The 24,288-nt window shown below is 72.2% G+C and carries 24 protein-coding genes; 14 read left to right on the top strand and 10 right to left on the bottom strand.

Going from position 1 to position 24,288, the window contains the following annotated elements; all coding sequences use genetic code 11:
* Window positions 1–55: 55 nt before the first annotated feature.
* Together alc and allB are read right to left on the bottom strand one after the other, a co-directional pair.
* Entirely contained in the window at window positions 56–1,171 is a 1,116-nt protein-coding gene (gene alc, locus ACIRU3_RS43350; RefSeq protein WP_404069237.1) for an allantoicase, read from the bottom strand.
* A gap of 55 nt (window positions 1,172–1,226) precedes the next feature.
* Window positions 1,227–2,564, bottom strand: a complete 1,338-nt coding sequence (gene allB / locus ACIRU3_RS43355; protein WP_404069239.1) for an allantoinase AllB — start codon at window positions 2,562–2,564, stop codon at window positions 1,227–1,229.
* 206 nt (window positions 2,565–2,770) lie between these two features.
* Between allB and ACIRU3_RS43360 the strand changes: the two genes are divergently transcribed.
* Window positions 2,771–3,565, top strand: a complete 795-nt coding sequence (locus ACIRU3_RS43360; RefSeq protein WP_404069241.1) for an IclR family transcriptional regulator — start codon at window positions 2,771–2,773, stop codon at window positions 3,563–3,565.
* A gap of 109 nt (window positions 3,566–3,674) precedes the next feature.
* Here ACIRU3_RS43360 and ACIRU3_RS43365 read toward each other — a convergent pair whose 3' ends face one another.
* Window positions 3,675–3,989: a DUF5955 family protein gene (locus tag ACIRU3_RS43365; protein ID WP_404069243.1), complete on the bottom strand. Its 315-nt coding sequence runs from the start codon at window positions 3,987–3,989 to the stop codon at window positions 3,675–3,677.
* 128 nt (window positions 3,990–4,117) lie between these two features.
* Here ACIRU3_RS43365 and ACIRU3_RS43370 point away from each other — a divergent pair, with 128 nt between their 5' ends.
* A complete protein-coding gene (locus tag ACIRU3_RS43370) occupies window positions 4,118–4,726 on the top strand; it encodes an NTP transferase domain-containing protein (protein ID WP_404069245.1) in 609 nt (202 codons plus the stop codon).
* A 184-nt stretch (window positions 4,727–4,910) separates the two neighbouring features.
* Entirely contained in the window at window positions 4,911–6,536 is a 1,626-nt protein-coding gene (aceB, locus tag ACIRU3_RS43375) for a malate synthase A (RefSeq protein ID WP_404069247.1), read from the top strand.
* A 40-nt stretch (window positions 6,537–6,576) separates the two neighbouring features.
* Here the strand turns inward: aceB and ACIRU3_RS43380 are convergent, their stop codons facing one another.
* The 4 genes from ACIRU3_RS43380 to ACIRU3_RS43395 all read right to left on the bottom strand — a co-directional run bounded on the left by ACIRU3_RS43380 (window position 6,577) and on the right by ACIRU3_RS43395 (window position 10,524).
* Window positions 6,577–7,470: a WD40 repeat domain-containing protein gene (locus tag ACIRU3_RS43380; RefSeq protein ID WP_404069249.1), complete on the bottom strand. Its 894-nt coding sequence runs from the start codon at window positions 7,468–7,470 to the stop codon at window positions 6,577–6,579.
* Between the two features lie 96 nt (window positions 7,471–7,566).
* Entirely contained in the window at window positions 7,567–7,845 is a 279-nt protein-coding gene (locus ACIRU3_RS43385) for a SelT/SelW/SelH family protein (protein WP_404069251.1), read from the bottom strand.
* Window positions 7,842–8,756 carry a HipA family kinase gene (locus tag ACIRU3_RS43390; RefSeq protein ID WP_404069253.1) on the bottom strand — a complete coding sequence of 305 codons (915 nt, stop codon included), beginning with the start codon at window positions 8,754–8,756 and terminating at the stop codon, window positions 7,842–7,844. Before ACIRU3_RS43390 ends, ACIRU3_RS43385 begins: the two co-directional genes overlap by 4 nt.
* A 265-nt stretch (window positions 8,757–9,021) precedes the next feature.
* Window positions 9,022–10,524, bottom strand: a complete 1,503-nt coding sequence (locus ACIRU3_RS43395; protein ID WP_404069255.1) for an IucA/IucC family protein — start codon at window positions 10,522–10,524, stop codon at window positions 9,022–9,024.
* 87 nt (window positions 10,525–10,611) lie between these two features.
* Here ACIRU3_RS43395 and ACIRU3_RS43400 point away from each other — a divergent pair, with 87 nt between their 5' ends.
* The 3 genes from ACIRU3_RS43400 to ACIRU3_RS43410 are packed head-to-tail and all read left to right on the top strand — an operon-like array spanning window position 10,612 to window position 14,198.
* Complete coding sequence (locus ACIRU3_RS43400) at window positions 10,612–12,126, top strand: IucA/IucC family protein (RefSeq protein ID WP_404069257.1); 1,515 nt, start codon at window positions 10,612–10,614, stop codon at window positions 12,124–12,126.
* Window positions 12,127–12,135: 9 nt separating this feature from the next.
* Window positions 12,136–13,398 carry a VWA domain-containing protein gene (locus tag ACIRU3_RS43405; protein WP_404069259.1) on the top strand — a complete coding sequence of 421 codons (1,263 nt, stop codon included), beginning with the start codon at window positions 12,136–12,138 and terminating at the stop codon, window positions 13,396–13,398.
* Complete coding sequence (locus ACIRU3_RS43410) at window positions 13,398–14,198, top strand: hypothetical protein (protein ID WP_404069261.1); 801 nt, start codon at window positions 13,398–13,400, stop codon at window positions 14,196–14,198. The genes ACIRU3_RS43405 and ACIRU3_RS43410 overlap by 1 nt, the downstream gene beginning before the upstream one ends.
* A 94-nt stretch (window positions 14,199–14,292) precedes the next feature.
* Here the strand turns inward: ACIRU3_RS43410 and ACIRU3_RS43415 are convergent, their stop codons facing one another.
* Window positions 14,293–14,919, bottom strand: a complete 627-nt coding sequence (locus ACIRU3_RS43415; protein WP_404069263.1) for a winged helix-turn-helix transcriptional regulator — start codon at window positions 14,917–14,919, stop codon at window positions 14,293–14,295.
* Between the two features lie 87 nt (window positions 14,920–15,006).
* On the opposite strand from ACIRU3_RS43415, the gene ACIRU3_RS43420 reads away from it, so the two are divergent.
* The 6 genes from ACIRU3_RS43420 to ACIRU3_RS43445 all read left to right on the top strand — a co-directional run bounded on the left by ACIRU3_RS43420 (window position 15,007) and on the right by ACIRU3_RS43445 (window position 21,082).
* Window positions 15,007–16,215: a pyridoxal phosphate-dependent aminotransferase gene (locus tag ACIRU3_RS43420; RefSeq protein ID WP_404069265.1), complete on the top strand. Its 1,209-nt coding sequence runs from the start codon at window positions 15,007–15,009 to the stop codon at window positions 16,213–16,215.
* Window positions 16,216–16,472: 257 nt separating this feature from the next.
* A complete protein-coding gene (locus ACIRU3_RS43425; RefSeq protein ID WP_404069267.1) occupies window positions 16,473–18,374 on the top strand; it encodes a trypsin-like serine protease in 1,902 nt (633 codons plus the stop codon).
* Window positions 18,375–18,406: 32 nt separating this feature from the next.
* Window positions 18,407–18,946: a DUF4232 domain-containing protein gene (locus ACIRU3_RS43430; protein ID WP_404069269.1), complete on the top strand. Its 540-nt coding sequence runs from the start codon at window positions 18,407–18,409 to the stop codon at window positions 18,944–18,946.
* A 153-nt stretch (window positions 18,947–19,099) separates the two neighbouring features.
* Window positions 19,100–19,699, top strand: a complete 600-nt coding sequence (locus tag ACIRU3_RS43435; RefSeq protein ID WP_404069271.1) for a histidine phosphatase family protein — start codon at window positions 19,100–19,102, stop codon at window positions 19,697–19,699.
* Window positions 19,700–19,986: 287 nt separating this feature from the next.
* Window positions 19,987–20,607: a hypothetical protein gene (locus tag ACIRU3_RS43440; RefSeq protein ID WP_404069273.1), complete on the top strand. Its 621-nt coding sequence runs from the start codon at window positions 19,987–19,989 to the stop codon at window positions 20,605–20,607.
* 52 nt (window positions 20,608–20,659) lie between these two features.
* Complete coding sequence (locus ACIRU3_RS43445) at window positions 20,660–21,082, top strand: acyl-CoA thioesterase (RefSeq protein WP_404069275.1); 423 nt, start codon at window positions 20,660–20,662, stop codon at window positions 21,080–21,082.
* An 82-nt stretch (window positions 21,083–21,164) separates the two neighbouring features.
* On the opposite strand, the gene ACIRU3_RS43450 is transcribed toward ACIRU3_RS43445, so the two are convergent.
* Window positions 21,165–22,019, bottom strand: coding sequence for an NAD(P)H-binding protein (locus ACIRU3_RS43450; RefSeq protein ID WP_404069277.1), 855 nt, complete (start codon window positions 22,017–22,019; stop codon window positions 21,165–21,167).
* Window positions 22,020–22,114: 95 nt separating this feature from the next.
* Here ACIRU3_RS43450 and ACIRU3_RS43455 point away from each other — a divergent pair, with 95 nt between their 5' ends.
* Both ACIRU3_RS43455 and ACIRU3_RS43460 read left to right on the top strand, forming a co-directional pair.
* Entirely contained in the window at window positions 22,115–22,912 is a 798-nt protein-coding gene (locus ACIRU3_RS43455) for a helix-turn-helix domain-containing protein (protein WP_404069279.1), read from the top strand.
* 44 nt (window positions 22,913–22,956) lie between these two features.
* Window positions 22,957–23,571: an exonuclease gene (locus tag ACIRU3_RS43460; RefSeq protein WP_404069281.1), complete on the top strand. Its 615-nt coding sequence runs from the start codon at window positions 22,957–22,959 to the stop codon at window positions 23,569–23,571.
* Here the strand turns inward: ACIRU3_RS43460 and ACIRU3_RS43465 are convergent.
* Entirely contained in the window at window positions 23,525–24,145 is a 621-nt protein-coding gene (locus tag ACIRU3_RS43465) for a TMEM175 family protein (RefSeq protein ID WP_404069283.1), read from the bottom strand. The genes ACIRU3_RS43460 and ACIRU3_RS43465 overlap by 47 nt on opposite strands.
* Between the last annotated feature and the right edge of the window lie 143 nt (window positions 24,146–24,288).

Raw genomic sequence — 24,288 nt, forward strand, 5'->3', positions numbered from 1 at the left:
GGGGTCGCCCAGGAGACGCCGCCGCCCGGAGCAAGGCCTGATCCGGAAGAAGGCGCTAGCCGCCCAGCTCCTGGTGGCGGGTCGACAGGGTGGTCGCGCCCTGGTCCGTCAGGGAGCCGAAGAGGCGCAGGCGGGAGATGCCGCCGTCGGGGAAGATGTCCACGCGCGCGTGCGTGCCGACGGCCGGCTGCGGCAGCACGAAGCGGTGGTTGGTGTCGGGCTGGAGACGGGTGCGCGGGAGGATCTCGACCCAGTCGCCGTTCTCGCCGTCCTTGACGGCGACGGACGCCCAGCCCGCGCTGTTGCCCTTCAGGTAGGCCGTGTCGATCTCGATCGCGCGGATCTGTGACTGGGCGGCCAGTCCGTAGCGGATCCAGTCGTTGCCCTGGTCGCGACGGCGGCGGGTCTCCCAGCCGTCGTCCATCTTGCGGGAACGGCCCGGCTGGATGGTGTTGGTGGCCGGGGAGTAGAAGAGGTTGGAGGCGTCCTCGACCTGGCCGCCGTTCTCCAGGGCGACCACGTCGAAGGTGCCGAGCACCTCCAGCCACTTCGGGTCCGGGACGACCTCGCCGTACACGCGCAGCCGGGCGATCCCGCCGTCGGGGTGCTGGTTGACGCGGACGTGCGTGAAGCGCCGCTCGACGGAGACGGCGAAGCCGTTGGCCGCGTGGCCGCCGACCGGCGTGCGCGGGACCAGCGTCGTCCACTTCACGTCGTCGCCCAGCAGTTCCGCCGGGGACGGGGAGCCCGGTACCGACGCGGCCTCGACCGATATCGCCTGCGGGTAGTTGCCGCGGAAGTGGGCGGTGTCGACCACGATCCCGCGGATCACGCCGGGCGCGCCGAGGCGGACCAGCGCCCAGTCGTGGTCCTCGGCCGTGGGCCAGGGGTGCTCGGCCGAGGCGCCGCGCCGGCGGCGGGTCTCCCAGCCGTCCATGATCTTGCCCTTGTGGCCGAAGTGCTCGGGGTCGAACTCGGCCCGCTCGGGCACCAGCAGGTTCTCCCGCTGGGCGAAGAACTCGTCGTTGGCGGCGATGACCCCGGCGCCGAGCTGCCGGTCGGCGAGGTTGGCGTACTGGGTGAAGGGGAAGTCGGCGGTGCGGTAGTCCACGTACGGGTCGCCTCCTCCGTAGGGGTTCGCGTCGCCGGTGAAGGTGGGTATCGCCGTCACGGTGATCAGGGGTTCCTTTCGGGAGTCGGCGGATGCGGGTGCGGGGGGCGTGGGGTCACTGGGGGCGGCTGAGCAGCGTGCCCTTCGGCTCGGTGAACTCGCCGTCCGCGACGATGCGCTCGCCGCGCAGCCAGGTGGACTTCACGACGCCGTACAGGGTCTTGCCGGCGTACGCGGTGACCCGGTTGCGGTGCTGGAGGCCGGCCGGGTCGACGGTGAAGGTCTCGTCAGGGGCGAGAACGGCGAAGTCGGCGTCGCGGCCGGCCTCGATGGCGCCCTTGTCGTGCAGGCCGGCCAGGGCGGCCGTCTGCGTGGACATCCAGCGGACGACGTCCTCCAGGCCGTGTCCGCGCCCGCGGGCCTCGGTCCACACGGCCGACAGGCTCAGCTGGAGGCCGGAGATGCCGCCCCAGGCGGTGGCGAAGTCGTCGGTCTTCAGGTCGGCCGTGGAGGGCGAGTGGTCGGTGACCACGCAGTCGATGGTGCCGTCGGCCAGCGCCTGCCAGAGCAGGTCCTGGTTGGCTGCCTCGCGGATGGGCGGGCAGCATTTGAACTCGCTCGCGCCGTCGGGGACTTCCTCGGCGGTCAGGGTGAGGTAGTGCGGGCAGGTCTCCACGGTGACGCGGACGCCGTCGGCGCGGGCGGCGGCGATGAGCGGCAGCGCGTCGCTGGAGGACAGGTGCAGGATGTGCACGCGCGCGTCGAGGCGCCTGGCCTGGGCGACGAGGTTCGCGATGGCCGTGTCCTCGGCGTCGCGCGGGCGGGAGGCAAGGAAGTCCGCGTATCGGGGGCCGCCGTGCTGCGGGGCGGCGGCCAGGTGGTGCGGGTCCTCCGCGTGCACGATCAGCAGGCCGTCGAAGCCGGCGATCTCCGCCAGGGACCGGGCCAGCTGCTCCTGGTCGAGGTGCGGGAACTCGTCCACGCCCGACGGCGACAGGAACGCCTTGAAGCCGAAGACCCCGGCGTCGTGCAGCGGGTGCAGGTCCTTGACGTTGTCCGGCAGGGCGCCGCCCCAGAAGCCGACGTCGATGTGCGCCTTCTCCCGGGCCACGTCCTGCTTGGTGCGCAGGTGGTCGACCGTGGTGGTCGGCGGGAGGGAGTTGAGCGGCATGTCCACGAGTGTGGTGATGCCGCCGGCCGCCGCCGCGCGCGTGGCGGTCCAGAAGCCCTCCCACTCGGTACGGCCCGGGTCGTTGACATGCACGTGGGTGTCGACCAGGCCGGGCAGCAGGACATGGTCACCGACGTCCTCCAGGCGTGCCGCGGCCGGGACCTCGGCGTCGTACGGCAGTACGGCCGTGATCTTGCCGGCGGACACCGTGACCGTGGCGGCCCGCGTCCCTTCCGGGGTGATGACACGCGTCGAGCGCAGCACCAGTTCAGCGTCGGACACCCGAACCCCTCTCTCTGCCGCCGTCTTACTTCCAGGAAACGGGATTTTCACCCACGTAACGGAATTCAACGTTCTGTTGAAGGAGTCTTCACTCCCGCCACCTCGCCGTCAAGAGGCACACTTCTGAGCGGTACCGCACAAGCAGGCAGTCAACCGACCGCCGGGTAGGCTTCTGCCCTTCTTGCCAGCGCCGAAAGGAACGCGCCGTGCCGACGTCCAGCGCCAGCACCACCGACTCCGCCAAGTCCTCCGCCAGCGGCGGGGTCCAGTCCCTGGAGCGTGCCTTCGATCTGCTCGAGCGGATGGCGGACGCGGGGGGCGAGGTCGGCCTGAGCGAGTTGTCCGCGACCAGCGGACTGCCGTTGCCCACCATCCACCGCCTGATGCGCACACTGGTGGCCTGCGGCTATGTACGCCAGCAGCCGAACCGCCGGTACGCGCTCGGCCCGCGGCTGATCCGGCTGGGCGAGTCCTCCTCCCGGCTGCTCGGCACCTGGGCGCGCCCGTACCTCGCCAGGCTGGTCGAGGAGACCGGCGAGACGGCGAACATGGCACTGCTGGACGGCGACGAGATCGTCTACGTGGCGCAGGTGCCGTCGAAGCACTCGATGCGGATGTTCACCGAGGTGGGGCGCCGGGTGCTGCCGCACTCCACGGGGGTCGGCAAGGCGCTGCTGGCGGGCGTGCCCGACGAGGAGGTCCGCGCGCTTCTGTCCCGCACCGGCATGCCGGCCGCGACGGAGAAGACCATCACCACGCCGGACGGCTTCCTCGCGGCGCTGGAGGATGTGCGGCAGCTGGGCTACGCGGTCGACGACAACGAGCAGGAGATCGGCGTCCGCTGCCTCGCGGTGCCCGTGCCGGACTCCCCCACGGCGGCCGCGATCTCCATCTCCGGGCCGGCAGGACGGGTCACCGAAGCGGCCACCGAGAAGATCGTGCCGGTACTGCAGGGCATTGCCGTCGAGCTGTCCCAGGCCTTGGCCAGTTCGGGCGCGTAGTACCGCGCCCGAGAGCGGGGGGACTGCCGGGCGTCGGCGGCTGCTGCGGCCGCGTGGGGGCTTGACGCGCGGTTCACCGCACCCCGGGCGGCAGGCCCGCCCGGCGCCCTCAAGACCTCGGCGGCTCCCCGAACAGGTCCACCGCCGCACGGACCTCCGTGAGGCCCCGCGCCAGTGCGCTGACGGAGCCGATCGCGCCGGCGATGAGTAACAGGGAACTGCGCAGACGCGGAATCTCGGGCATGCCACCGGCGGCCATCGCGGCCAGGGTCGCCAGTTCGTCCTCGGCTATGCCCCGGTCCGGGAACTCCGACGGAAGCGCGGCGAGTTCGCGGCGCAGCCGGGACACCGCGGTCCGCAGTTCCGCCACTTTCTGGTCCTCGCCCCTGCCGGTCACTGGCCTCTGCCCCAAGCTCCGCAACACAGCTCTCCCCCCACACTCCGTCGTGCGCGGGTCAGTAAACGCCACGCCGTCCGGCTGCGCCACAGCGCGGACCGAAATTCAGCCCAAGGAAACCGGCCCCCGCGGCCCGCGTCAGGTATGCAGGACGCATGACGGACGAGCGGGACCATCGTGAGGAGATCGCCGGGCTGCTGCTCGCCGCCGGCGGCGGCAGACGGCTCGGCGGGCGGCCCAAGGCGCTGCTGGAACACCGGGGGCGACTCCTGGTCGAGCACGCGGTCGGCGTGCTGCGCACGGCCGGATGCCGGCGGATCCACGTGGTGCTCGGGGCGCAGGCGGCCGACGTCCGCTCGCGCGCCGACCTCAGCGGCTGCGTCCTCGTGGACAACCCCGACTGGGCCGAGGGCATGGGCTCCTCCCTGCGCGCCGGGCTCGGCTCACTGGCCGGTACGGGCGCGCGCGCGGCCCTGGTGAGCCTGGTCGACCAGCCGGGCATCGGGCCCGAGGCGGTCGCCCGGGTACTCGGCGCGTACGACGGCGACGGCTCGCTGGCCTCGGCCTCCTACGACGGCGAGCGCGGGCATCCGGTCCTGTTCGGCGCGGCCCACTGGGCGGGCATCGCGGCGACCGCCACGGGCGACCGCGGGGCCCGCGCCTACCTGAAGGACCGCGCGGGACGGCTCAGGCTCGTGGAGTGCGCGGACGTGGCCGAGCCCTACGACATCGACACCGAGGCCGATCTGAGCCACCTTGAGTGAACGGGGTGGCACCGAGCGCCACCTTCCCTCGACTCAGAGAATCTCGACATCAACAAACCATTGAAGTTCCACAATGAGGAAACTACTATCCACTGCTCAGAAGCGTCCGACCGCACAGCGGGCGCCCACTGTCCCATTCGTGCCCCTTGGCACCCGGTGCCACCGCTGAAGGAAGTGACAGCTCATGTCCGCACCAGCGCCGTCCCCGTTGACCATCGTCGACGCCGAGCCCCTGCCCCGGCAGGAGGAGGTCCTCACCGACGCGGCGCTCGCCTTCCTGGCGGAGCTGCACCGGCGGTTCACCCCGCGCCGTGACGAACTCCTCGCCCGCCGTGCGGAACGCCGGGCCGAGATCGCCCGCACCTCCACGCTCGACTTCCTCCCGGATACGGCCGCCGTCCGCGCGGACGACTCCTGGAAGGTCGCCCCGGCCCCGGCCGCGCTGAACGACCGGCGCGTCGAGATCACCGGCCCCACCGACCGCAAGATGACCATCAACGCGCTCAACTCGGGCGCACGGGTCTGGCTCGCCGACTTCGAGGACGCCTCTGCGCCGACCTGGGAGAACGTCATCCTCGGCCAGGTCAACCTGATCTCCGCCTACACCCGCAGCATCGACTTCACGGACGAGCGCACCGGCAAGTCGTACGCCCTGCGCCCGAACGAGGAGCTGGCAACGGTCGTCATGCGCCCGCGCGGCTGGCACCTGAACGAACGGCACCTCGTCGACGCCGACGGCAAGGCGGTCCCCGGCGCCTTCGTCGACTTCGGCCTGTACTTCTTCCACAACGCCCAGCGCCTGCTGGACCTCGGCAAGGGGCCGTACTTCTACCTGCCCAAGACCGAGTCGCACCTCGAGGCCCGCCTGTGGAACGACGTGTTCGTCTTCGCGCAGGACCACCTCGGCATCCCGCAGGGCACCGTCCGGGCGACCGTCCTGATCGAGACGATCACGGCGGCGTACGAGATGGAGGAGATCCTCTACGAGCTGCGCGACCACGCCTCCGGGCTGAACGCCGGCCGCTGGGACTACCTGTTCTCCATCGTGAAGAACTTCCGTGACGGCGGGCAGAGGTTCGTCCTGCCGGACCGCAACGCGGTGACGATGACGGCCCCGTTCATGCGCGCGTACACCGAACTCCTCGTCCGCACCTGCCACAAGCGCGGTGCGCACGCCATCGGCGGCATGGCGGCCTTCATCCCCTCCCGCAAGGACGCCGAGGTCAACAAGGTGGCCTTCGAGAAGGTCCGGGCCGACAAGGACCGCGAGGCGAACGACGGCTTCGACGGCTCCTGGGTCGCCCACCCGGACCTGGTCCCGATCGCCATGGAGTCCTTCGACCGGGTCCTCGGCGACAGGCCGAACCAGAAGGACCGCCTGCGCGAGGACGTCCACGTCGAGGCGGCCGACCTGATCGCCATCGACTCGCTGGACGCGAAGCCGACGTACAACGGGCTCGTCAACGCCGTCCAGGTCGGCATCCGGTACATCGAGGCCTGGCTGCGCGGCCTCGGCGCTGTCGCCATCTTCAACCTGATGGAGGACGCGGCCACCGCGGAGATCTCCCGCTCGCAGATCTGGCAGTGGATCAACGCGGGTGTCGAGTTCGAGAACGGCGACAGGGCCACGCCCGAGCTGGCCCGCAAGGTCGCCGCCGAGGAACTGGACACCATCCGCAAGGAGATCGGCGAGCAGGCCTTCGCGGCCGGCCACTGGCAGGAGGCCCACGACCTGCTGCTCCAGGTGTCCCTCGACGCCGACTACGCCGACTTCCTCACCCTGCCGGCGTACGAGCAACTGCGCGGCTGACCCCGCCCGCGCCCCCGGCACCGCTCGGCGCCGGGGGCCCTCACGTGGGCAGCCCGTGGCGCCGGCGCTCCTCGGCGGTCAGCTCGCCCGGCTCGGCCGCCGACCGCGCCAGGAGCGCTTCGCACTCCCGGGCGTCCATGCCGTCCGGCAGCGACCAGGTGGAGCGGCGGTGGTCCTCGCCGATGACGGCGAACGAGCGGCCGTCGGCCGACCAGTGCGCGTCCAGCGGCAGCCGGCACTCCAGCCGCGACACGGCCTGGCACTCTCCCGTGGACGCCCGCCAGAAGGCGACCCACCCCTCCCCCGCGGTCGCGAGCAGGCGGCCGTCGGGTGACCACAGGAGCACGGCGGCCCTGCCGTAGGTGGCCGCGGAGCGCACCAGGAGGGTGCCGTCGTCGGCATCGCAGATCCGTATCGCCGACTCCCCGTCGAGGAAGGCGAGCCGGCGGCCGTCGGGTGACCAGCAGGCGGCTGCGGCGGTGGACCCCTCACCCACGGGGATGTCGAGCAGCCGACGCCCGGTCGAGGTGTCCCGGACCACGACGGGCCCCTCCTTCTCTGCGGTCACCGGACGACGGCCGTCGGGGCTCCAGGTCAGCACGCCGGTCCCGCGCTCGACGTCCTCGGTCCGAGCGACGCGGTGCCCGGTCAGGGGATCCCATACCTCGATGCGGCAGGTGACCGTCACGAAGTCATGGCTGACCGTCGCGAGCAGCGAACCGTCCGGGGACCACAGGATGCGGTCCACCACGCCGTACGCCGTGGACAGCGCGGCGGCGCACCGTCCCGAGGCCGGATCCACGAGCTCCACCAGGCCGTGGGGAAACGAGACGGCCAGCCGGTCCCCACCGGGCTGCCAGGCCACCCGCATCGGTTTGGGATCCCGGGCGGCGACGACCTTCCGCAGCCCGGAGCCGGGCTCCCTGAGATACACGGCGTCACTGTCCCGCAAGACGGCCGCCGTCCGACGCGACGTGAGGTCGAGATTCGTCCTCCGGGTTCCCTTCACAGGACGCCGGCCGAGCCGGTGTCACTCGGCGGCCCTGTCCGAGTGGCCCAGCGGTTTGCCCGGGGCCACGAGGTCGCGCACCAGGCGCTTGACCGCCGTGGGCTCCGGGAAGCCCTGTTCGCGGCGGTCCCAGACGACCTGGTCGTTCACCCTGACGACGAAGACGCCGCCGGTGCCGGGCTTGAGCGACAGCTCGGTCAGCTCGGTCTCGAAGGTGGTGAGCAGCTCCTGCGCCAGCCAGGCCGCGCGGGGCAGCCAGCGGCACTGTGTGCAGTACTCGATCTGGACGCGCTGGATCATCCGAGGTGCACCGACCAATCCTGTTCCGCCGCCGGCTTGCCGTGCAGGTCGGGGACCCGCTTGAGCCAGTCCGGGCGGCCCTGCCGGGTCTTCGCCGTACGGGCGGCTTCCTCGGCCGCGAGTTCCTCGCGGCTCGGGAAGTCGGTGGGCAGCCACTCCCCGGACAGCCGGACGCGCGCGAGGAGGTGGTCGACATAGGCGGCGCGGACGTCGTCGGGCGTGGCGAATCCGGCGTCCTCGGCCAGCCAGGCGTCCGGCACTTCGGCCACGACGGCCCGCAGCAGTTCCTCGGTCACCCGGGGGGCCAGTTCGGCGTCGGCGGCGCGGACGTCGGGGGCGTAGTGGCCGAGGGCGTGGTGGCGGAAGTCGTACCTCTTGCCGGGGGTCGTGGTGTCCCAGCGGTGGTGGAAGACGAGGGCTGCGCCGTGGTCGATGAGCCACAGCCGCGGGGGTGCCGTGCCGAGCGTCGGCCAGATCATGAGGTTGGAGCTGTGGACCGTACGGTCCACGTTGACCGTCAGGGCGTCCAGCCAGACGATCCTGCCCGCCTCCAGGGGGTCCACCGGGAAGGTCTTCGCGATCTCGGGCGTGAAGTCCCTCGCGCCCGACAGGTAGTCCATGCCGAGGTTGATGCCCGCGCTGGCCCCGTGCAGCTCGCGCACCTCCTGGTGCGGCTCGTCGGCGGCGATGGCCGGGTCGAAGCGGACGAGGACCAGCTCGGGGAAGCGCAGGCCGAGGGCGCGGGCGAGTTCTCCGACGATCACCTCGGCGACCAGCGCCTTGTGGCCCTGTGCCGAGCCGGTGAACTTCACGACGTACGTGCCGAGGTCGTCGGCCTCGACGACTCCGGGCACGGATCCACCGGACCGCAAGGGCGCGACATAGCGGGTTGCGGTGACTTCAGTCAGCATTTTCCCAGCCCATACGACTCACCAGCCTCAGTCCGCGTCCCGGCCCGGGCGTGCTCACCTCGGGGAGCCGGCCATGATCCTCGCCGGGGGATAATCCGGGGAGTCGCGACCGGCATGTCGACGGCGGTGCGTCCCTTGCTCCCGGTTTCCGGCATGAAGTGAGCATAGTGAGCGAGCGTGACAGCCGGCGAGGGCCCGAGCAGGCAACCGCATGCAGCCCCGGACAGCGGTCGCGTCGTGCGACGCGCCGGCAGCGTGGGGCAGGTCAGCCGGTCGCCAAGGGGTTGGGCAGCGGCAGGTATCGGGCGTCGGCGCCGTCCGCGCCCGTCCAGCGCAGCAGCAGGTTGGTCTTGCCGGGCAGGGTCGGCGAGGCGAGCAGGGCGGGGATCTCGGGCAGGTCGTGGCGGGCGAGTTCACGGCGGGCGGCGGGCCAGGGGTCGAGGCCGGGGTGGTGTTCTGCCAGGGCGGCGGCGATCTCGCTGAGGTGGTTGACGACCAGGCAGTACACCAGCCGCTCCCAGCCGGCGGCGCGGGAGACGTCCGGCAGCACCTTGGCGCCCTCCGCGTCCCGGAACAGCGCCTGCACGGGGGTGCCGGCCGCGTCCACGGCGACCAGGGTGTTCTGCAGGTGCGCCTCCAGGACGACCCCGTGGTCGTGGAACGCCGTGAGGGCGGGCGGGACGACCTGCCGCAGGTACGCCTCCCACCAGGCGTCCGGATCGGCCGTGGCGGCCGGCGGGCTGCCCTCGAAGCCCTCGGTGAAGCCGGCCGCGAGCAGCGGGGTGGCGGCCGGCCGGAGGTGGCCGCGCAGCCCGTCCCTCACCAGCACGGCCAGTTCCTCGAAGGCGAAGACGGCGGTGCGGTAGCCGCGGTCGCTCAGCCAGGCCGCGGGCGAGTCCATGGCGGCGAAGGCCTGGGTGACGGCGGTGTCGATGCGGCGCAGTTTCAGCAGGTCGTGGCGCCACAGCCGGCGGATGTCGTTGGTGATGCGCACATCCAGGCTGAACTTCAGAAAGAGATCGCGCCGGGGCGCGTACACCGTGCGGACCGCAGCCGTCGGCCAGGCGTCGAAGGCGGTGGTGCCGAGCCGGACCAGCCGGCCGTCGGCGAAGGCGGGCGCCAGGTCGCGGTCGAGGAGGGCGAGCTGCCAGGGGTGGGCAGGCAGCAGCCGGTAGCCGGGCGGGGCCGTCCCGAGGGCGTCCAGGGCGCGCAGGTCGCCCTCCTCGGCCACCTGGTCCTCGCGGACGCCGAGCAGCACCAGCGGGAAGTGCGCGTGCGCCTCGGGGGCGTACGGCAGCCAGGCCGCGACCGGGCCGCCGCCGCGGGCCTTCGGAGCGGGGTGGAAGGGGTGACCGGTGATCAGGGACTGCTCGGAGCGCAGATACGGGTCCTCGGGCGCCGTCGCCCGGGCCCGCGCGACGAGCAGGGCGGTGACCGCCTCCCGGCTGTCGATCATCTCGGCGGGCAGGTCGCCGCCCGACACCCCGGTGTGCCGGAGCAGCTCCTCGGCAACCAGTTTGACCAACTCGGTGTGACCCAGGCGGTGCCAGGCCCCGGCGCCGTACACCTCGGGGTCGGCGGGCCGGCGCCCCGGCCGCACACGCAGCAGGCGGCCGGTGGCGGGCAGGCGGTGAACCGGCCGTCGCCCGGAGTCCGGCAGCTGCTCGGCGACTTCCCGCAGCAGGCAGTTGAGCAGAGGGGCGGCCGCGTACGCGTCGGCACGCTGTCCGACGGTGTCGGCGGGGGGCTTGAGGTCCACGCGATCCATTCGTTCTTCGTCCGGGGCCCGAGCAACCAGTATGTCTGTCGTCCCTGACAATCGTGCCCCGAGCTGCCCGTACGTGAGGAGCCGTCCGTGTACCACTCCCCCACCGCCGAGGCCGAGGTCGCCGAGGAGCTGGCCGCCGTCCGGCCCGGCCTGCTGCCCCGGTACACGGCCGAGTTGCCGGGCGCCCGCGCGGCGGTGCTGACCCGTCTGTGGCGGGCGCTGGCCCACGAGCCCCTGCCGTGGGTGACGGGCAGGGTCAGCGGGGCGCACAGCCTGGCCCTCAGGCTGGCCGACGGCCGGACCCTGCACGGCCCGCACGCGGACCCGTACGCGACCGGCGGACACGTCGCCGCCGTGCGCCTGGACCGGGAGCGCTACGACGACCCGGCGCGGCTCATGACCGATCTGCCGGTGCCGCACGCGGCGGGTTTCGCGGTCGAACTCGGCCACAGCGTGGCCTCGTTGGCGCTGTCCCGGGCCGACGCGGATCATCCGAAGGAGTGGTCCGCGCGGGACTGGGAGTGGGAGCAACGGGTGGTGGACGGCCATCCGTTCCATCCCAACTGCCGTTCCCGGCCGGGCTTCTCGGTGGCGGACCAGCTGGCCTACGGTCCCGAGCACCGGCAGGTGGTCGAACTGGGGACGGTCGCGGTGCCGGCCGCCGAGTGCCTGGTGTCCGGCGACTGGCCCCGGGAACTGCGGGACGGAAAGGATCTGTTGCTGCCGGTGCACCCCTGGCAGGCGACCCATGTGCTCAAGCGTTCGTACGCCCCCTGGCGCCCCGCGCACCCGCTGATGTCCCTGCGCACTCTGGCCCTGCCCGACGGCCCGCATGTGAAGACCGCGCTGAGCGCCCGGCTGACCTCCTCGGTACGGGACATCTCCGCGTACTCCGTCGGGGCGTCCGCGGTGCTGTCGGCCCTCGGCACGGACCTGGCCGCGCGCACGGACGGGCTGCTGCACATCACCCGCACCCTGGGCGCGGCCACCGCCCACTCCCCCGATCTGGCCGCGCTGCTGCGGGAGTCGCCGCAGGTGTACGCGGGCCCGGGCGAGCGGGTGATTCCGGTGGCGGCGCTCCCCGCCACCTCCCTCCCCGGCTCCCCGGGCTGGCTGGCCGCCTTCGCCCGCCTCGCCCTCACGGTCGGTCTGCGGCTGCTCGACCTCGGGGTGGCCCTGGAGGCCCACGGCCAGAACCTCCTGGTGGTCCTCGCGGCCGACAGCACTCCTCTGCGTCTCGTCTACCGCGACCTCGCCGACATCCGCATCAGCCCCGCCCGCCTCTCCCGCCACGGCATCACGCCGCCGGCGCTGACCGGCCGGCTGATCACGGACGATGAGACGACGCTGCGCCGCAAGCTGTTCGGTTCCCTGGTGGCGGGCGCGCTCGCCGGAACGGCGGGTTCGGGACCGGCGCTGGGCGCGGCGCTGTCGGCCGTCCTGCCGGATCTGCCCCGCACCCCGGACCTGACCGCCCTGCGCGAAGGTCCGCTGCCCGCGAAGGCGTTGACGCTGATGCGGCTCTCCCCGGACACCCCCGGCGACCAGTGGACCGCGCTGCCGAACCCGCTCGTTTTGGAGCCCGGCACCTCTGATCAATAGGATCCGCCGATGATCAGAAGACAACGGCTGGCGGCGGGCGTCTGTGCGCTGCTCGCCGCCCTGACGGCCGGGCTCGCGGTTCCCGCCCCGGCCGCGGCCGACGAGACCGAACAGGCCGCTCCGAAGGTCGAACTCGTGCTGGACGTCAGCGGTTCCATGCGGACCCGGGACATCGACGGTGGCACCCGGATGGCCGCGGCGAAGCAGGCGTTCAACGAGGTGCTCGACGCGACTCCGGAGGAGGTCCGGCTGGGCATCCGCACTCTGGGCGCCAACTACCGCGGCAACGACCGCAAGACGGGCTGCAAGGACACCGCACAGCTCTACCCGGTCGGCCCGCTCGACCGGACCGAGGCGAAGACCGCGGTGGCCACCCTGGCGCCGACCGGCTGGACGCCCATCGGTCCCGCGCTGCAGAAGGCGGCCGCCGATCTCGACGGCGGTGACGGCACCCGCCGTATCGTCCTGATCAGCGACGGCGAGGACACCTGCCAGCCGCTCGACCCGTGCGAGGTGGCCCGCGAGATAGCGGCCAAGGGCATCGGGCTGACCATCGACACCCTCGGCCTGGTGCCGGACGCCAAGACCCGCGACCAGCTCAGCTGCATCGCGGACGCGACCGGCGGCACCTACACCTCGGTGCAGCACAAGGAAGAACTGACCGACCGTGTCGGGCAGTTGGTGGACCGGGCGGCGGATCCGGTGGTGTCGCCGGTGGCGACCGAGGGCGCGAGCGAGTGCACGAAGGCACCGTCGGTCAAGTCCGGGCTGTACACGGACCGTGAGGAGTTCGGTCAGCAGCGCTGGTACAAGGTGGACCTCGAGCCGGGCCAGGAACTGCGGGCTTCGGTGAGCGTGTCGGACGACCGTGCCGTCAACCCGGACTACGGGGTGCTGCTGCGGGCGGTGACACTGCACGGCAGGGAGATCGTGCGCGGTGAGGCGGCCGGCAACGGCCGTACGGACGTCGTGTCCACGGGCCTGCGGTATCCGAAGCCCGAGAGCGACGACGACTCCGCCACCGCCGAGACGGTGTGTCTGCAGGTCACCAACTCCTTCTCGGCCGCCGCGGGCGTCAAGACGACGCCGGGTCTGCCGCTGGAGCTGACCGTCGACGTCGTGGACGGCCCGAGCAAGGCGGGCGACGTGGCCTCCTTCGGGCTGGGGCGCGGCTGGTGGCTGCTGGGCGCGCTGGTGCTGGCCGGCTTTGTGGCCGGTCTGCTGTGGGGCTGGCTGTCGCGCTGGCGGGTCGCCGTCTGGAGGACGAACTGATGCGTATCACGCGAGTACTGGGTGCCACGCTGCTGGCGCTCGGACTGGCCGCGGGACCCGCGGCGGCCGACAGCTCTCCGTCGCCGAGCGCCTCGGACGACGGCAAGGCGCCCACCCGGGCCGGCACGTCCTTCCGTACGGCGACCGAGATCGAGCAGGGGCAGCAGGCCACCGCGTCCGGTTCCACCGGCGACTACCTGTACTGGTCGTTCCCCGCGGACGCCGGGCAGCGCCCGACGGTCAAGGCGACCGTGAAGCTGCCCGAGACGCACGGGACGCAGACCTGGCAGATCGACGTCTACGACGGTCTGCGGCGCCGGCAGTCCTGCCAGTACGGCGCGGCGACGCGCGCCGCCGCGCAGGGGGCGTCCCTGGTCGAGCTCGCCTGTGTGCTGCGCACGGTGCGCGCCTGGTCGGAGCCGTGGGCCAACGACCCGCTGCCCGGCACGTACTACGTCCGGCTGACGGTGGTGGACCTCGGTTCCTCCGATCTCGGCCAGCCGGTGAGCACCGAGGTGCGCGTCGACTGCAAGGACATCGGCGGGGCTGCGGCCGTGGACGGCTCGCTGGCCGAGCCGCTCGTCCCGGGTGTGGCCGTCAAGTCCGAGGCGAAGGAGGACGGTTCGAAGTCGGCGGTGCTGTCGAGCATCGAGCCCGACGACGGCTGGTCCTCCGGCTGGTGGTCCGACCGCTGGGTGTGGACCGCGGTGGGCGGACTGCTCGCCGCGCTCGCGGGCATCGGCGGGTACGCGCTCACGCGCGGCTCGGGGCGGCCGTCCCGGGTCCCGTCGAACGTCTGAGCCGCCCGAAGGCCCGCCTGCCCGGCGGGCCTTCTGCCTTTTCCGCCTGTATTCCCGGCGGCTTGTCCCGGACTGCCGTTCCCGGGCTGCTTGCTCAGGCCTCCCGCAGCGCCTTGGCGAGCGTGCCGTCACCGGTCACGGTGACTCGCCCGGCGTTGACGGCCTCCGGCAGGGTGGACTCACCGCGGGCGAGGGCGGCGCAGGTCTCGGAGTCCATCACGAGCCGCGCGTCCGCCTCGCCGGGCGCGGGCCCGTCGCCGTACACCGGCCCGTCCTCGGCGCCGACGCGCAGATGGAACTCCCCTTCCTCCAGCCGGACTTCGACGACGCCCTCGCCCTCGAGGGCGCGCAGGAGCGGCAGGGCGAACCAGTGGGCGCGCACGGCGTCCGTGGGCCGCCGCTCCCCCAGCTCCGTCTGCCCCCACCGGCCCAGGGCCTGCAGTACGGGCAGCAGCTCACGGCCCTTCGGGGTGAGTTCGTACACATAGGCCGCACCCGGAGGAGGCAGCCGCCGCCGGGTGGTGAGCCCGTCCCGTTCCATGTCCTTCAGCCGCGAGGCGAGTACGTCCGTGCTCACGCCGGGCAGGTCCGCGTGCAGGTCCGTGTAGCGGCGCGGGCCGGCGAGCAGTTCCCGGACGATCAGCAGGGTCCAGCGGTCGCCGACGAGGTCGAGGGCGCGGGCTGCGGAACAGTACTGGTCGTAGCTTCGGCGTGGTGGCATGCGACGCAGTCTAGACATGTTGTTGGACTTTCCAAGCTCGAACTTGGTAAAACCAAGTAACACACGAAACCGGAGGGGCGAGCGCGCATGGAGTTCCGGCAGTCGAACAAGCTCAGCGAGGTCTGTTACGAGATCCGCGGCCCGGTGATCGAGCACGCCAACGCACTGGAGGAGGCGGGCCACAGCGTGCTGCGCCTGAACACCGGCAACCCCGCACTGTTCGGCTTCGAGGCGCCGGAGGAGATCCTCCAGGACATGATCCGGATGCTGCCGCAGGCGCACGGCTACACGGACTCGCGCGGCATCCTCTCCGCCCGCCGCGCGGTCGCCCAGCGCTACCAGAGCCTGGGCCTGGAGGTGGACGTCGACGACGTCTTCCTCGGCAACGGCGTCTCCGAGCTGGTGTCCATGGCCGTGCAGGCGCTGATCGAGGACGGCGACGAGATCCTCATCCCCGCGCCGGACTTCCCCCTGTGGACGGCGGTGACGACCCTGGCCGGCGGCAAGGCGGTCCACTACCTGTGCGACGAGCAGGCCGACTGGAACCCGGACCTCGCCGACATGGCGTCGAAGATCACCGACCGCACCAAGGCCGTGGTCATCATCAACCCGAACAACCCGACGGGCGCGGTGTACCCGAAGGAGGTGGTGGAGGGCATCCTGGACCTGGCCCGCCGGCACGGCCTGATGGTCTTGGCCGACGAGATCTACGACCAGATCCTCTACGACGACGCAGTCCACCACTCGGCCGCCGCCCTCGCCCCCGACCTGGTGGTCCTCACCTTCTGCGGCCTGTCGAAGACGTACCGGGTGGCGGGCTTCCGCTCCGGCTGGCTGGTGGTGACGGGCCCCAAGCAGCACGCGAAGGACTATCTGGAGGGCCTCACCATGCTGGCCTCCATGCGCCTGTGTGCCAACGCGCCCGCCCAGTACGCCATCCAGGCCGCGCTCGGCGGCCGCCAGTCCATCGGCGAACTCGCCGCTCCGGGCGGGCGGTTGTACGAGCAGCGGAACGTGGCCTGGGAGAAGCTGAACGAGATCCCGGGCGTGTCCTGCGTGAAGCCCAAGGGCGCCCTGTACGCCTTCCCGCGCCTGGATCCGAAGGTCCACCGGATCCACGACGACGAGAAGTTCGTCCTCGACCTGCTGCTGCGGGAGAAGATCCAGGTCGTCCAGGGCACGGGCTTCAACTGGCCGGCGCCGGACCACTTCCGCATCCTCACCCTGCCCCACGCCGATGACCTGGAGGCGGCGATCGGGCGGATCGGACGGTTCCTGAGCGGCTACCGGCAGTAGCGGACAGGCGCAGCGTCCCGGACCGACGGTCCCCGCACCGGCCTGCCGCCCGAACCGCCGCACCTCGCAAGCATGTGCGAAGATCACCCGGGACTGCCGTCGTCCGGCGGCAGACATGACCAGGGGGATCCACCGCAGTACGCACCGAATTCGGCCGTGCGCGCCTGACCAGCGTCGCGCGGGCGGAGTTCGTCCTTCCTGGTCCGGCCTTCGTGACACCAGGGGGAACGGACTTGTTGTCGTACCGAAGACGACGGATGGTCGTCGGCGTGCTCGCCGCGGCCATGCTCGGACTCGCGGCTCCGGCCGCACGGGCGGAGCCGCCCTCGCCGCGTGCGTCCTTCGCACCGAGCGCGGTCGCACCGGGCACGGTCGCACCGGGCGTCGGCCCGAGTGCGGTCGCATCGAGCACCCCCAGGCCTGACGCCGTGGCGTCGACCGCGCCGCCGCGGCGGGAGGCGGGCCAGGAGGCCCGGAAAGCCGCCCGGTACTGGACCGCGCAGCGCATGGCGGACGCCCGGCCGCTGGACGAGGTCCGGTCGGCGCCGTCCGGGTCGAAGCCGCCAGGGGTCGCGGCAGCGGCCAGGCCCCAGGGCACGAAGTTCGCGGGGACCCGGCTCATAGGGACCTTCTTCGGTTCCAGCCCGCGCGGCACCGCCTGGCACTGCACAGGCAGTGTGATCGCCGCCGCGTCGAAGAACATCGTGCTCACCGCCGCGCACTGTGGGCTGAACATGAGGAGCGACTACGTCTTCGTGCCCAAGTTCGTGAAGGGAGCCGGTCCCGACCAGCAGCCCTACGGCATCTTCCACATCCAGAAGATCTTCATCGACCCCCGCTACGTCCCCGACAGGGGTTCGACCACCACCAAGAAGCCCTGGTCGGACCTGGACACCGCGTTCGCCCGCGTGTCGGCCAACCAGCGCGGCAAGAAGCTGCAGGACGCCGTGGGAGGCGGACTGACCTTCGCCCGGCCGTCCGGCTACACCCACCGCAACGTCACCGTGGTCGGGTACCCGTCGCACGCGCACAACAGCGCCGGACGCGCCATCAAGTGCACCGTCCCGACGAAGCAGCTGCCCGGGTACCGGCAGATGTCCATGACCTGCGGCGGCTACTACGGCGGTGTCTCCGGCAGCCCGTGGATCACCGACTACAAGGACGACGCCCGCACCGGCCATGTCATCGGCAACCTCGGTGGCTACAACGGCGGCGGAAACGACGCCGACGTCGACTACATCAGCTACGCCCCGGCATTCGGGGCCGAGGCCGCCGATCTCCTCGCCCACGCCGTCGCCGACAAGCCCATGCCGTCCGGCCTTCCCCCGTACAAGGGCGTCGAGGCGAAGCTCCCGGGCGGAGCCAAGCTGTGGCAGCACGCGAGGCTGATGACCTCAGGGGACTACACGGGCGACCACCGCGGCGACCTGATCGTGGTCTGGACCGACGGCGAGACCACCCTGTATCCGGGAGACGGCAAGGGCGGGTTCCGGCACGAGAAGCGGCTGCGGGCGGCCAACTCCACCTGGACGCACGCGCGAACCCTCACGGGAGGTCACTTCACCGGCCGCGAACTCTCCGGTCTCCTGGTGCGCTGGTCCGACGGCGAGGTGACCCTCTACCCGGACGTCAGCGCCTCGGGCCTGGGCAGGGAGGTCCGGATGGCGAAGCCCGGCTCCGTCTGGAAGAACGCCGTCCAGATCGCGGCCGGGCAGTTCCACGGCGGCGACAGGTACGCCACCGACCTGCTGGTCCGCTGGGCCGACGGCGAACTGACCCTCCACACCCGCGTCGGCTCCGGCACCTTCGGCACCGAGAAGCGACTGCGGGCGCCCAACGGCACCTGGAGGAACGCGACTCTGCTCACCAGCGGGAACTTCAGCGGCAGCGCGGACTGGGACGTTCTCGTGCGCTGGACGGACGGCGAACTCGACGCCCACGTGGGCACCTCGGCGGCAGGACTCGGCACCGAGTCGCGGCTGCGCGCCCCGAACAACCGGTGGAAGCACGGCCTGGTCATGACGGCGGGCGACTACACCTCCGACCGCACCGGCAATGACCTGATCGTCCGCTGGTCCGACGGCGGCACGACCCTGTACGCCGACACCGGCGCCACAGCCCTCGGTACCGAGAACACGCTGGTCCACCCGGGCACATGAACGCCCACGCACTCAGAGTTCCAGGGGGAACGATGCGAGCTTCGACTCGTCCGACCGGCGGCACGGCCGTCCTCATGGCCGCCCTGGCCCTGACGGCCTGCGGCACCACCACCGCCACCGACGCGCACGACGCCGAACCGGCCGACTGCCGGACCGCTTCACTGAAGTGGACGCTGGTCCTGCTCGACGGGGAAAAGGGCGGCAGCCGGCCCAACGCGCGGCTGACGGCCGTCAACAAGGGCCCGGACACCTGCGTGTTCGACGGCTATCCGGGGATCGAGATCCACAACGGCAAGGCGGAGAGCATCGACGGCGCCGGGCACGGGCACCCCGCGTCGTTCCCGCTGGCCGGCAAGGCGACGGCGACCGTCGACATCCACTACACGCCCCATGACACCAACGGTACGGACACCTGGTGCGTGCGCCAGAGCGAGGCGGTGGTCCGGGCACCGCACGACTCCGACCGCACCGTCGTCCCCGTCCTGGACACGCACCACAGGACGACCTCGATCGACGCCTGCGGTGAATCCATGGCCCTGGCGGCCCCGCGCCCGACGGCAGAGGACCACTGACGGCGGCCACTCGCCCGACGGCAGGAGACCACTGACGGGGGCCGCTCGGTCGTCCCGGCGGGGGTCGGCCCCGGCCCGTCTGGCCCAGTCCGTCCTGCGGGCCGCCGCGGCCGTGTGACACCGTGCCTGAAGGCAAGCGGGAAGGGTGCTGACGTGGGTGACCTCTTTCTCGTCCGGCACGGTGAGACCGAGTGGTCGCGGTCCGGACGGCACACCGGCTGGACCGACGTACCCCTCACCGAGCACGGCCGGGAGGAGGCGCGCCGGCTGGTGCCGCTGATCCGCTCGCACCGGATCGGCGCCGCCTTCGTCAGCCCGCTGCAGCGGGCCCGGGAGACCGCCGAACTCATCGGGATCCACGACGCCCGTGTCGACGCCGACCTGCGCGAGTGGGACTACGGCGGGTACGAGGGCGTGACCACCGTGGAGATCCAGCGCACCCGGCCCGACTGGTTCCTGTTCACGGACGGGGTGGCACCGGGCCCGCCCGAGCGCCCCGGGGAGAGTCCGGAGCAGGTCGGGGAGCGCGCCGACCGGATGCTGGGCAAGGTGGACGCCGCTCTCGCCAACACCGAGGGTGTCGTCGTCCTGGTCGCCCACGGCCACTTCCTGCGTGTCCTCACCGCCCGCCGCCTCGGCCTGCACCCGCAGCACGGGGCCCTGTTCCAGCTGGCGACGGGGGCGCTGTGCCGGCTCGGCACGGAACACGGGCGGCCGGTGGTGGCGGGGTGGAACATCCGGCCGCACGACTGAGCCACGCGGCCGCCCCGGGGGTGTCCGCCGGCCCCCGCCGTCCGGACCGCCCGTCGCCGGGTGATCGACAGGACGCCCCTGAGGTCACGGACGCCCGCGCGTACACGCAGTGGAATCACCCGCGGGCCGACGATTCAACACACAGGCAGCCGAAGCGCCAGTCGGACCCAGAGTCAGACCCCCGAGCGATGCCGCGTACATCCTCACTGTCAGACCCCGGTCGTACGCTTCGACCGAGCCGTCCACCTGGCGGCTCCAGGGCGCCGACGCACCGGAGGGAGCACACCGTGACCCGACCGCCGACCGCCGCGCAGCGGCGGGTGATCGAAGCTGCCGACACGGTCACCGGGCGGCTGCACGGGACGGAGTCGCAGCTGACCGCGCTGGTGAAGCGGGGGCTCGCCTTCCGGCACCCTCGGCCACCGCACGACCACTTCCTCACCGCCGCGGGGCACCGCATACGGGAGGCGGTGCCCGAGGCCCGGCAAGAACCGAGGCCCTCCACCGGGGTGTTCGCGGCGCGTGTCGGCGGCGAGGAGGAGGCGCCCGCGTCGGGTCCGGCCCGGCCGCGAGAGGTGCACAGCGCCTGGCAGGGGCTGCTTGAACTGCGCCGGATGACCGACCCGGGCGGGGCGACGGACCGGCCGTGCGCCTGGGAGCGGACGCATCTGGTGCAAGCCGCCGCACTCGCCCTGGAGGCCGCCGGGCACCGACCGGCGGGCCCCGACGGCGACGGCTACCGGGTGCGCGCGACCCCGCAGCCGGAGGCGGTCGCCGTGTACGCGGCGGAAGACGAGAGCCTGCGGTCCTGCGCGGCCACACTGGAGGCAGCGGGCTGGCAGGCCGGTGAGTACACCGAGCCGCGCACCCGGGTGCGCTATCTGCTGGCCTCCCCGCGCCGGGTGTGACCGGCATGCCAAGATCGATCGATCAAAGATTCGAACGCGAGAAGGGCAAGCAGTGGCTGAACCGTTTTCCGTCCGTGTGACAGTCCGCGGCTACGAGACCGACGTGCAGGGGCACCTCAATCAGTCGGTGTACATGAACTACGCGGAGCACGCCCGCTGGTCGATGCTCCAGGCCACCGGGATCAGCCAGGCCCGGCTCGTCGCCCGGGGCGTCGGCCCGGTGACCCTGGAGACGACGATCCGCTACAAACGCGAGCTGCTCGCCGGCGACGAGGTGGACGTGACCTGCGCGTTCGAATGGGGTGACGGCAAGACCTTCCGCATTGTGCAGGAGATACGCAGGACCGACGGCACGGTGGCGGCGGAGCTGACCGCGGTGGGCGGCCTGCTGAACCTCCAGGAACGGAAGCTGATCGCCGATCCCCTGGAGGTGTTCAAGGAGGTGGCGACGGACCTCGCCCTTTTCGGTCTCTGAGGCCTGTCCGGCGGATCAGTCCGGAGTCGCGGGATCGAGCCACCGGCACCGCCGAGACGGGTGAAGCCGGCCGCGCGCCCCCTCACTCCGCCGTGAACGCCCCCTGGTGATCCTGGGCCCACTCCCGGAAGGTCCGGGCCTGCCTGCCCAGTACCTCCGGCACGTCGTCGGTGACGAGGTCACTGCGCCCGTCACGGACGTACGCGGAGGCGGTGAGCACCGCCTCCGCGCCGGACTCGTCCAGACCCCACGCGGTGCGCAGGTGGTCGAGCGTCTCGTCCGGCGAGAGATCGCGTGTGGTGACCGGGCGGCCCAGGACGGCGGCGAGCACGGCGGCCTGGTCGGGGACGGTGAGCGCCTCGGGCCCGGTCAGGGTGTAGGTCCGCCCCGCCCACCGGCCCTCGGTCAGGGCGCGCGCCGCCACCTCGGACACGTCACGGGGATCGATCACCCCCTGCGCGCCCTCCCCGGTCATGTTCGGCACCGGCTCCCCGGCCGTGACCGCCCGTGCCCAGCCAAGGGTGTTCGAGGCGAAGGTGGAGGGCCGCAGGACGGTCCACTCGGCCCCGCTCTCCTTGACCGCCTCCTCCCCCAGGGCGTGCCACATGCCGAACGGACCGACGTCGGGATCACCCGTTGCGATCGCCGAGAGCAGCACCAGCCGGGGCACCCCCGCCACGCGTGCCGCCGCCACCAGGGCCCGGTCGTGCTGTGCCTCTCCGTCCGGAACGCCCACCAGGTACGCGGCCGTGGCCCCGGACATCGCGCGGGACAGCGAATCCGCGTCGAGGTAGTCCCCGCGCACCACCTCCACTCCCGGGGGCACGGCGGCCCGCGCCGGGTCCCGTGTCAGGGCGCGCACCTTCTCGCCGCGCGCCGCAAGCTGTCGTACGACTTCACTGCCGGTGGTGCCCGTGGCACCCGTAACCAGGATCATGAGGACCACGGTGGCGCGGGCGAGGGGCCGGACTCTTGGAAATTCCGGCACGGTTGGCGACCCGCCGGCTCGTGCGGCGCGCTTACGGTGGAGAGGTGACGAACACCACCGCCGAGCGGACGCTGCCCGTGCCCGAGGATCTGCGCCCGTGGATCACCGGGATCCGGGCCCTCTCCGGGTCCGCCTCCTCCGAGGAGACGTTCGCGCACCTCCCGGACGCCGAGACGAAGGTCGTCGTACGGGTGGGCAGGGGCGGGCACCGCGATGTACTGGCCGTCGGCCCGCGGGTGCGTGCCGCGTACCACGACGCCGGACTTCCCGTGTCCTGTGTCGAGCTGCGTCTGGCCCCCGGCACGTCCCTTCCCCTGCTGGGCGTTCCGGCGGCCGAACTGGTCGGCCGGGTGGTGCCGTTGGACCGGCTGCCGGGCCGGGCGGCGCGCCGGCTGGCCGCCCAGGCGCGGTGGCTCGACCCGGAGGAGGGTGCGTCCCGTCTCGCGGACGTCCTCCCGGAGCTGCTGTCCGACACCGCCGGCTCCTCCCGTACGGCGCTGCTGCGGGCCGGGGTCGACGCCCTGTCCGTCGGGTCGGGCCGGGTACCCGGCCAGGTTCGCGACGTGGCCCGCGAACTGGCCGTAAGCGAGCGGCAGTTGCGCAACCTGTTCGCCGAGGGTGTCGGCGTGTCCCCGAAGCACTATGCCCGCATCAACCGCGTCCGCACGGTCATCGACCGGGCCACGACCGCCCCCTGGTCCGAACTGGCCGCCGCCACCGGCTACTACGACCAGTCGCACATGACGTCCGATTTCCGCGCCCTGATGGGTGTCCCGCCCCGCTCGTACTTCACCGGCCGGCGGCCCGCGGCCACCGCGTGCCAGGCGGGTCGCCGCCCCTGAATTCGGATGCGCAGGACGCCTCCCGCCTGCGATGCTCCCGTGCCATGTCCGCACGACGTGTGAAACCCGGCCGCTGCATCTCCGTCGACATCGAGGCGGACGGTCCGATTCCGGGCCCGTACTCGATGCTGAGCCTGGGGGCCGCCGTCGCGGGGACGCAGGACGCCGACGGCTTCACGGCCGCCGACCCGGAGCAGCTGACCTTCTACCGCGAACTGCGCCCGATCAGCGATCAGTTCGTGCCGGAGGCCCTGGCGGTCAGCGGTCTGGACCGGGACCTGCTCCGGACCGAGGGTGCCGAACCGGCCGTCGCTCTCGGCGAGTTCGCCGCCTGGGTCCGTGAGGTGAGCGTCGGAGCGCAGCCGGTGATGTGCGGCTATCCGGCGTCGTACGACTGGACGTTCCTGTACTGGTACCTGATCCGCTTCACCGGCGAGAGCCCCTTCGGCCACTCGGGCTGCCTGGACATGAAGACGCTGTACGCCACCAAGGCGGGCCTTCCGCTGCGTTCGGTCGCGAAGGGCACCATGCCCAGGCACCTGCTGTCGAGGCGTCGCCACACGCACCACGCACTCGACGACGCTGTCGAGCAGGCCGATCTGCTCGCCAACCTCATGGCGTGGCCGGGTCCCGACGCGTCGGCATCGGGACCTGGTTGAAGCCGTAGTACAGGGCCAGCAGCCCGTGTGCGGCCAGGGTCAGCGGCGCGGAGACGAAGGCCAGGGCGACGGTCAGCGGATAGCCGAGGGAGCCCAGGGCGAAGCGGACCCGGGTCGCCCTGGCCGCGGGGGTGTCCACCCGGGCGTCGAAGAGGTGGCCGGTGCGGGTGAGGTGCCACCACAGGGCCTGGAAGGCGAGCGCCATCGCCACCATCGCCAGGCTGTACACGGCGGCGGCCACGTGCGAGGCCTTGTCCTCGCGCAGGTACTCCGCGAGCATCGCCGTCGGCCAGGGCACCGCGGCCACCACCATGAGCACCAGCAGGTTCAGGAACATCAGCGTCCGGTCCACCCGGGCGACGTAGCTGAACAGCTGGTGGTGGTTGATCCACATGATGCCGATGACCAGGAAACTCACCACGTACGCGGCGTAGGAGGGCCACTGCGCGCCCAACGCGTGCCACAGACTCCCGTGCTCGCCGACCTCGGGGACCTTGATCTCCAGGATGAGCAGGGTGATGGCGATGGCGAACACACCGTCGCTGAAGGCCTCCACGCGGCCGGACTCGTTCATGCGCACAGCCTGCCTCAAACCACGGCGCGGGGGTCGGCGGGTGCCGGACCCCCCGCCCGGTCGACACCCGGGGTGAGTGGGCGGGGGGGCGTTACTACCCCCCCTACAAACGCTTGGTGACCGCCAGCGCCGCCCCGCCCCCG

The sequence above is a fragment of the Streptomyces sp. NPDC101151 genome (assembly GCF_044768335.1).
Classification (GTDB): domain Bacteria; phylum Actinomycetota; class Actinomycetes; order Streptomycetales; family Streptomycetaceae; genus Streptomyces.